Origin of the sequence: uncultured Stenotrophomonas sp. (assembly GCF_963519925.1) — a bacterium.
Taxonomy (GTDB): domain Bacteria; phylum Pseudomonadota; class Gammaproteobacteria; order Xanthomonadales; family Xanthomonadaceae; genus Stenotrophomonas; species Stenotrophomonas maltophilia_AE.
This window is the reverse complement of record NZ_CAUQPH010000149.1, coordinates 1-8,178: the sequence shown is the minus strand read 5'-3', so window position 1 is coordinate 8,178 and position 8,178 is coordinate 1. Positions and strand designations below refer to the sequence as shown.

7 protein-coding genes are annotated in these 8,178 nt (G+C 66.1%); 4 read left to right on the top strand and 3 right to left on the bottom strand.

Annotated elements, in window-relative coordinates:
- From RWO33_RS17535 to RWO33_RS17525, 3 genes are all read left to right on the top strand, one after another.
- On the top strand, positions 1–1,034 hold a 1,034-nt coding region (locus tag RWO33_RS17535), incomplete at its 5' end, for an ATP-binding cassette domain-containing protein (protein WP_314106477.1).
- 155 nt (positions 1,035–1,189) lie between these two features.
- Entirely contained in the window at positions 1,190–2,353 is a 1,164-nt protein-coding gene (locus tag RWO33_RS17530; RefSeq protein ID WP_314106476.1) for a BamA/TamA family outer membrane protein, read from the top strand.
- A gap of 261 nt (positions 2,354–2,614) precedes the next feature.
- Positions 2,615–4,177, top strand: a complete 1,563-nt coding sequence (locus RWO33_RS17525) for an arylsulfatase (protein ID WP_314106475.1) — start codon at positions 2,615–2,617, stop codon at positions 4,175–4,177.
- Positions 4,178–4,219: 42 nt separating this feature from the next.
- On the opposite strand, the gene RWO33_RS17520 is transcribed toward RWO33_RS17525, so the two are convergent.
- Complete coding sequence (locus RWO33_RS17520) at positions 4,220–4,834, bottom strand: DUF1294 domain-containing protein (RefSeq protein ID WP_314106473.1); 615 nt, start codon at positions 4,832–4,834, stop codon at positions 4,220–4,222.
- Positions 4,835–4,837: 3 nt separating this feature from the next.
- The gene (locus RWO33_RS17515; RefSeq protein WP_314106472.1) at positions 4,838–5,950 is read right to left on the bottom strand and encodes a homoserine O-acetyltransferase; all 1,113 of its coding nucleotides are present in this window, start codon (positions 5,948–5,950) and stop codon (positions 4,838–4,840) included.
- 549 nt (positions 5,951–6,499) lie between these two features.
- On the opposite strand from RWO33_RS17515, the gene RWO33_RS17510 reads away from it, so the two are divergent.
- Positions 6,500–7,288: a hypothetical protein gene (locus tag RWO33_RS17510; protein WP_314106469.1), complete on the top strand. Its 789-nt coding sequence runs from the start codon at positions 6,500–6,502 to the stop codon at positions 7,286–7,288.
- Here the strand turns inward: RWO33_RS17510 and RWO33_RS17505 are convergent.
- A partial coding sequence (locus RWO33_RS17505) for a cytochrome C biogenesis protein (protein ID WP_314106467.1) occupies positions 7,275–8,178 on the bottom strand: 904 nt, incomplete at its 5' end. The genes RWO33_RS17510 and RWO33_RS17505 overlap by 14 nt on opposite strands.

Here is an 8,178-nt window from a genome sequence, read left to right as displayed (position 1 = left end):
CCGCCGACCTGACCGCCCTGCAGGCGCGCGAGCACTGGAAGCTGCGCGTGCTGGTCGCCGCCAAACACGTGCGTTCCCGCGATCGGCGCCGGCGCTGGCGGCTGGTGGCCGGCAATGCGCTGCACGGCGTATGCGCGGCGGTGGGCCTGGTCGGCATGCTGTGGCTGGCGCTGCGCGGGTTCGAACGTGGCGAGATCGACGCGGCGATGGCGGCAGCGCTGGTGTTCCTGACCGTCGCGCTGATCGAGCTGTGGGCGGGCATCGGCCTGGCATGGCAGTCGTGGTTGTCCGGGCGCGTGGCGGCCGCGCGGCTGGACGCCATCGTCGACCAGCCCGCCGGCGTGACCGATATCGACGCGCCGCTGCCCCTGCCCGCACAGCCGGCCGTCCTGCAGCTTGACCAGGTGGGTTTCCGCTGGCCCGGGCAGGCGCGCGCGCTGTTGGACGACGTGCAGCTGCGCCTCGCGCCCGGCGAGCGCATCGCCATCCGCGGCGACAGCGGCAGTGGCAAGACCACCCTGTCGTCGTTGCTGCTGCGGTTGTGGGACCCGGATGGCGGGCGCGTGCTGTATGGCGGCCAGGACATCCGCAGCCTGTCCCAGGCCGACTGGCACGCGCAGATCGCGTGGCTGCCACAACATGCGCCGGTGTTTGCCGGCAGCATTGCCGACAACCTGCGGCTGGGCGATCCGGGGGCGAGCGACACCCGGCTGTGGCAGGTGCTGGCCGACGTGCGCCTGCGGGCGTGGGCAGAGCGGCTGGGCGGGTTGCAGGCCTGGGTGGGCGAGAACGGCGCCACCATGTCGGCCGGGCAGGCGCGCCGGCTGGCACTGGCACGCGCGTTGCTGCGGGGCTCACCGATCCTGCTGCTGGATGAGCCGACAGAAGGCCTGGACGTGGATACCGCGCACGCGTTGCTGCATGACCTGGTGGCCGCCCTGGACGGGCGCAGCCTGGTGATGATCACCCACGACGAGCTGCCCGAAGGCATCGTGCACCGCAGCTGCCACCTGCGCGACGGCACGCTGTCATGACCTGGCGCGACGCATCCGCTTAGGTAATTGTACTTAGGTCGGCTACGTATAACGGCCGTGGCTGGGGGGTAGCGGGGTCTGTCAGTGTGTCCGGGACACGATGAGGCATCCGGGAGCACGACATGCGTGGATGGAAGGCAGGTTTGGCGGCAGCCATGATCCTTCACTGTGCGCTGGCCGCGCCTGCACCTGCGCAGGAAAGGGCATCGGACACCACAGTGCCGGCCCCGGCAGCCCCCAGCCACTCCATGTTCAAGGACGCGCAGGATGGCCATTTCGACATGTCGCGCTGGTTGCTCGAGCGCAAGGGTTTCCTGCCGGTGCCCGTGATCATCAGCGATCCGGCCGTGGGCTACGGTGGCGGCGTGGCCCTGGCGTTCTTCCACCGGCCGGAGGGCGCAGCGCTCGAACGCACAGCTGCCGACGGGCGGAAGCAGATGATCCCGCCGAACATCTACGGCGTTGCCGGGATGAAGACCGAGAACGGCAGCACGGCCTACGGGGCGGGCGCCATGCTGCACTTCAAGGACGACCGCTGGCGCTATACCGGTGGCGTCGCCAAATCGTCGTTCAACCTGGACTTCTACACGCCGGGCAACGTGCTGCCGGAAGTGGGTATCGGCTACAGCTCCGACGGCTACATGGCGTTCCAGAAAATTGCCCGGCGCCTGGGCGACCAGTCGCTGTTCCTGGGCCTGCAGTGGATTTACATGGACCTGGACATCGGCTTCGACGTCGATTCGGACCGTCAGTACTTCAAGCCGCACGAGCTGAACCGAAAAACCTCCGGCCTGGGGCTGTCGCTGCAGTACGACCAGCGCGACAATTCATTCACCCCCAACAGCGGATGGCTGGGCATGCTGGAGGGCAATTTCTACGATGACGCCATCGGCAGCGACAACGACTTCCAGAGCTACCGCGCGCATGCGTTCGGCTACCTTCCGCTGGCCGACAAGCGCCTGGTCCTGGGCGGGCGGGTGGACATGCGTTGGGTGGGCGGCGACGTGCCGTTCTACCGGCTGCCGTACATCGACCTGCGCGGCATCGGCTCGGCCCGTTACCAGGACACGCGCGCTGCCACGGTCGAAACCGAACTGCGCTGGAACCTCACACCGCGCTGGGCCGCCATTGGCTTCGTCGGCGCGGGGCGCACCTGGGGCGAGCACGGCAGTTTCTCCGGCGCCACCAGCCAGGTGGCCAAGGGCGTCGGCGGTCGCTACCTGATCGCGCGCCAGCTGGGGCTTTACGTGGGCCTGGATTACGCATTCGGTCCCGAGGACGACACCGTCTACGTGCAGGTAGGCAGCGCCTGGCGCTGACGCCGTACGGACCAACGGTCCGTACCTACCGGTGGCGGACCTGCCATACGCATTCCGGTAGGTACCGACCGTTGGTCGGTACATCGGATCCGCAGCCGACAGATTCCGGTAGGTACCGACCGTTGGTCGGTACATGGCATCCGCAGCCGACAGACCAACGGGACAGAATTACTTAGCCAGCGTAAGTAGAAACACGGTGGCCGCCCCCCCGGTGGCGCAGGGATCATCCATGGACCCGCCGCAGCACTCCTGGAGCACCCGATGGCCACCGCCGCCAAGAAGAAAAAGACCGACAAGAAGCCCAACATCCTGGTCATCTGGGGCGATGACATCGGCATTTCCAACCTGAGCTGCTACTCGCACGGGTTGATGGGCTACCAGACCCCGAACATCGACCGCATCGCCCGCGAAGGCATCATGTTCACCGACTCCTACGGTGAACAATCCTGCACCGCCGGGCGCTCCTCGTTCATCACCGGGCAGAGCGTGCTGCGCACCGGTCTGTCGAAGGTGGGCATTCCGGGTGCACCGATCGGCATGAACGAGAAGATCGTCACCATCGCGGCGCTGCTGAAGAACGAGGGCTATTCCACCGGCCAGTTCGGCAAGAACCACCTAGGCGACCTGAACCACATGCTGCCGACCAACCATGGCTTCGATGAGTTCTACGGCAACCTGTACCACCTCAATGCCGAGGAAGAGCCGGAGATGTACGACTACTTCCCCAAGGAAGAGTTCGGTGACTTCATCGAAACGATCAAGCCGCGCGGGGTGATCCACAGCTTTGCGTCGGACAAGGACGACAGCACCGAACAACCGCGCTGGGGCAGGGTGGGCAAGCAGAAGATCGAAGACACCGGCCCGCTGGACCGCAAGCGCATGGTCACCTGCGATGACGACTTCGCGGAACGCGCGAAGGGCTTCATCAAGCAGGCCACCGACGACGACACGCCGTTCTTCGTGTGGGTCAACTTCACCCACATGCACCTGTACACCCACACCAAGCCCGAAAGCCTGGGCCAGGCCGGGCGCTGGCAATCGCCGTACCACGACACGATGATCGACCACGACAGGAACGTAGGCTCCCTGCTCGATTACCTGGATGAACTTGGGATCGCTGACGATACCCTGGTGGTGTACTCCACCGACAACGGCCCGCATCGCAACTCGTGGCCGGACGGCGGCATGACCCCGTTCCGCAGCGAAAAAGACACCAACTGGGAAGGCGCGTTCCGCATCCCGCTGGTGGCGCGCTACCCGGGGAAGATCAAGCCGGGCACGGTCTCCACGGAAATCGTGCAGCACCACGACTGGCTGCCGACCTTCCTGGAGCTGGCAGGCAACACGACCGTGGTAGACGACCTCAAGAAAGGCGTCAAGGCAATCGGGCGCACTTACAAGAACCACATCGACGGGGTGAGCCTGCTGCCCTACCTGACCGGCAAGGCCGAGCATTCGCCGCGCAAGCTGTTCGTCTACATCTCCGACGATGGCGATACGCTCGGCATCCGCTATGACAACTGGAAGGTGACCTTCATCGAGCAGCGCTGCAAGGGAACCCTCGCGGTCTGGGGCGAACCGTTCACGCCCATGCGCATCCCCAAGATCTACAACCTGCGCACCGACCCGTACGAGTTCGCCGATGTCACCTCGAACACCTACTGGGACTGGTACATGAACCACGTCTACATCGTGTACGGCGCCATCGCGCTGCTGACGAAGTTCAACGAGACCTTCAAGGATTTCCCCAAGATCCAGAAGCCCAACACGTTCACCGCCGACCAGGCGATCGAAAAGTTGAACGACGCCGTCGCCGGAAAGTAGCCGGCCCCGGGTAGCGCCGGCCGTTGGCCGGCCCTGGCGATCTCACCCGGCGGTGGACGATCCACCGCCGGCGATCCACGCAAGCGCCACCAGGTTGATCACCACGGCACCCCAGAACGTCGTCTGGAACGAAGCCTTGCGATTCTTGTGGCGCAGCATGCCCTGCGCCAGCAATGCACCCGGCCATCCCCCCAGCATCGCCATCACCTGCAGGGTGCCCTCGGGCGTACGCCAACGCCCATGCCGGGCGGCGCTCTTGTCGCGCGCGTAGAACAGGAAAGTGATTGCGCTCAGGCCGGCATACGCTGCGGCAATCCACGGCGGGCAACGCCCGAGCCATGCCGCGGCCGCCACGCCCGCCAGGAACAGCACTGCGATGGCGCGCCTCGGCAACCAGTCGCGCCCTGCGCTGCCCGCGGTCGCAGTGGTTGCCCGGCGCCCATTACCTTGCAGCGCTAAACGTACCTGGGTTGCGTTGAGGCGACCCTTGCCATCACGCTGCACCTCGTACGTGATCACATCCCCCAGCGCAGGGCGCCGGTCGCGCCCGGCGAACGCGCCGATGTGCACGAAGCAGCGCTCGCCACCGCCATGCGGCTGGACGAAGCCGAAGCCGCGTGCATCATTCCACTCGCTGAGCCTGCCCTGCTGGCGCATGGCTCAAAGCGCATCCAGGAAGGTGCGCACCGCCGGCCCGAAGCGGTCGAAATCGACCAGGAAAGCATCGTGGCCCTGCGGCGAATCCAGCCCGATGAACTGCGCATCGGCACCGCCCGCGCGCAGGCCGTCGGCGATCTGCTGCTGTTGCTGCACCGGGAAAAGGATGTCGGTGTTGGCGCCGATCGCCAGCGCTTTCTCCACCCGTATCTTCGCGAGGCCGGCCATGACGTCGCCCCCGGCATATTCGGCGAGGTCGAACCAGTCCATGGAGCGGCTGAGGTACAGATAGCAGTTCGGATCGAAGAAGCGCACGAAGCGGCGGGCGTGTCCTTCCAGGTAGCTTTCCACCTGGAACTCCAACCCGAACGGATCATCATCGGCCTGGTCCGAATCCAGCCGCACGCGGCCGAAGCGGCCGTCCCACTCCAGCGCGGAACGGTAGGTGATCACGCCGAGCTTGCGTGCCATGCGCATGCCCGATTCCGGATACTGCTGGTCGGTGTACCGGCCACCATTCCATTGCGGGTCCAGCCGGATCGCCTCGCGCTGCAGCGAGCGGATCGCGATGGAGAACGGCAACGCCTGGGCGCTGCCGGAAATATTGATGTGGCTGCGCGCGATGCCGGGATGCAGCAACAACACCGCCAGCGCGGTCATGCCCCCCATCGAGTTGCCGACCACGCAGGCGAGCTGGCTGATGCCAAGCGCTTTGACCACCTCCACGGCGGCGCGCGCACCGTCTTCGATGGACAGTTCGGGAAAACCCAGCCGGTACAGTTCGCCGCTTGCCGGGTCCAAGCTGGCCGGCCCGGTGGAACCTTTGCAGCTGCCCAGCGAGTTCACGCACACCACGAACCAGCGGTCGGTATCGATCGGCTTGCCCGCGCCAAGCATGCCTTCCCACCAGCCGGGCGCGGGATTGGCCGCGTTGGCCGCGGCATGCGCGTCGGGCGAAAGGCCGGTGACGATCAGGATGGCATTGCTGGCGTCGGCGTTGAGCGTGCCCCAGGTCTCGAAAGCGACCTGGGCACCGCGCAGTTCACCGCCGCGCTTGAACGCGAATGGCGAGGGCAGGGCGTGGTAGCGGGTGCCTGGGGGAATGAATTCAGTCATGCGGGCATTCTACCCGGGCAGGGTGGGGATGCCCGTGCCGTCGCCGGGACGGTTCGTATCGGCCCAGGTCCTATCGCAAGGGAACGTTGGCGGTCAGCTAACCTGTCTCACCGGGCCCATGCGCCCCTGGCGGGAAGTCGACGATGGGGGGACCGGCGGTAATGGAAGGCCACGCACCGTCGACCTCGCGCTGCCCGGCAAGGTGACCGATTAAAAACGGCGCATTTTGAGAAGGCCAGCCCAGTTCACTTATTGACAACCTCCCGGGCGCAGCCACATGCTCGTGGCGGGGTGCACGTGCTGTAAGCGCTGCACAAAGGGAATGACATGTCCGGGAAGTTCGGCACTATGGCTTCGCGTTGCAGCGAGCGGATCGTGATCGAAATCGGCAGCGCCTGGGCGCTGCCGGAAGCATTCACATGGCTGCGTGCGATGCGCGGATGCAGCAGCGCAGGCCCGATCAGGGGCGAAAGGATCCAGCCTGCGTAGGGACACGCCATGCGTGTCCAGCCTGCGTCAAGGGAAACAGATCGCTTAGGGGCAGGGAAGATGAATCGTGCGACCAGGATCGTTCTATCGGTGTGCCTGTTGGGCGCCATAGCCCTTCTATCGCACACGTGCAGCACCCGCACGGCCAGGCAGGAAGCGCTGCGAACCAGAATCAAGCAGCAGTCCGACGGGGAACTCGTCAACGGGATCCTGTCGTACTGTGGCCAGAAGATCCGCATGGACTGGGGGCGGCCTATGTACTCAAGCGAGCGCCAGATATCAGCCAACGGTCTTCAGATGGCAATCAGATCCATCCCCTCGACGGATGCTGCCCAGGTCAGCCTGTCCATTTCCAGTGTCGACCCTTTCCGGCAGAGCTGCTTTGACGATGCCGTGGAGTCGCAGATCGACGTCCTGCTGAGCTGCAACCGAACCGATGCCCCGATCTGGGCCGATCTTGCCAAGCGCGACTGGGCTGTGCGCGATGAGCAGCCCGAATATGGCGTGGTGAGACTGGAAGGGGATCCGGGCGGGCGGATGAACGTTGCTGTCTACTACGCGGCGTTGCCGTCCTTGCAGTATCGGGCAGGTGAGTTTCCGTTCCAGGCCTCTTGTGGCAGCCGAAAGACGCCTCGGGAGATAGAGCGCTGCAAGGTCGCATATCAAAAGGAGCGACTGGCGGTTGGCTACAGCTACCTGACACGCTCCATCCGGCCGTGGAGGGAGGTAGACGAGGTCGTACGGTCTGTGATGGAGGGTGTTGCACCCTCAACGCTGCGCTGCCCCAACAGTCCCCCCGGAGCGCCAGCACGGTCGAGCCACATGGTGCGTGGCCCTACCGCAGGGTGAGGTTTACCGTGCCCTTGGAGGGCAGCTGCACCTGCACCACAGGCGAATCAATATCTCCCTCCTGGCGATTCGCCACCCCACTAGCCGAAATGCGGGCAAATACTTCCACCTTGTCCAGCGAGGACAGCTTCGCGGTCGGCATCGGGCTGTCGCTGTCGTCCAGGGTGATCTGCAGGGGCAGGTCGGCGAGCCGATGCTTCTGTACCGCCACCGGCATCGGCGGTCCGCCCGGCATGCGAGCGATGACGAATACCGAAGCGTCCGCCGGGAGCGCGGCGGTGTCGAGGTCCGGGCCGAGCGCCACTGAGACCTTCACGCCGCCCCCGACCGCGTCGTCAGCTGCGGGCGCGGCGGGAACACCGGCCTTGCCGCGTGCAATCGCAATCTGCTCGCGCAGCGCGCTGGCCGCTGCCGGGTCCAGTCGCGGCAGCAGCGCTTCCCACGTCGCCGCCGCTTCCGCGTCCTGCCCGCGCTGACGCTGCGCAATGCCGATCAACCACCCGGCGCGTTCGCTGGCCGGGTCGACCTGCCGGGCGTGGCGCAGCCATTGCAGGGCGGTGTCATCGAAGCGCTTGGCAGGGTCGGCCTGGGCACGCGCCTGTGCGGCTTCGACCAGCAGCGGCACCTCATCCGGGGCCAGGCTGACCGCGCGCGCAAATGCCTGGTTGGCCTTGTCCAGGTTGCCCAGCGCCAGCTCCGAGCGACCCAGCAAGGCCCAGCCGTCGGCGCGCTGCGGTTCGCGTGCAAGCGCCGCTTCCAGTGCGCGGACCCCCTGTTCCAGCGACGCCGGTCCGGGCTCGGCCTCGGCCACGGCATCGACGGCCTTGGGCGTGCCCACCAGCATGTACAGGGCCACGCCGGCCACGCCGATGGCGACCACCGCCGCAAGG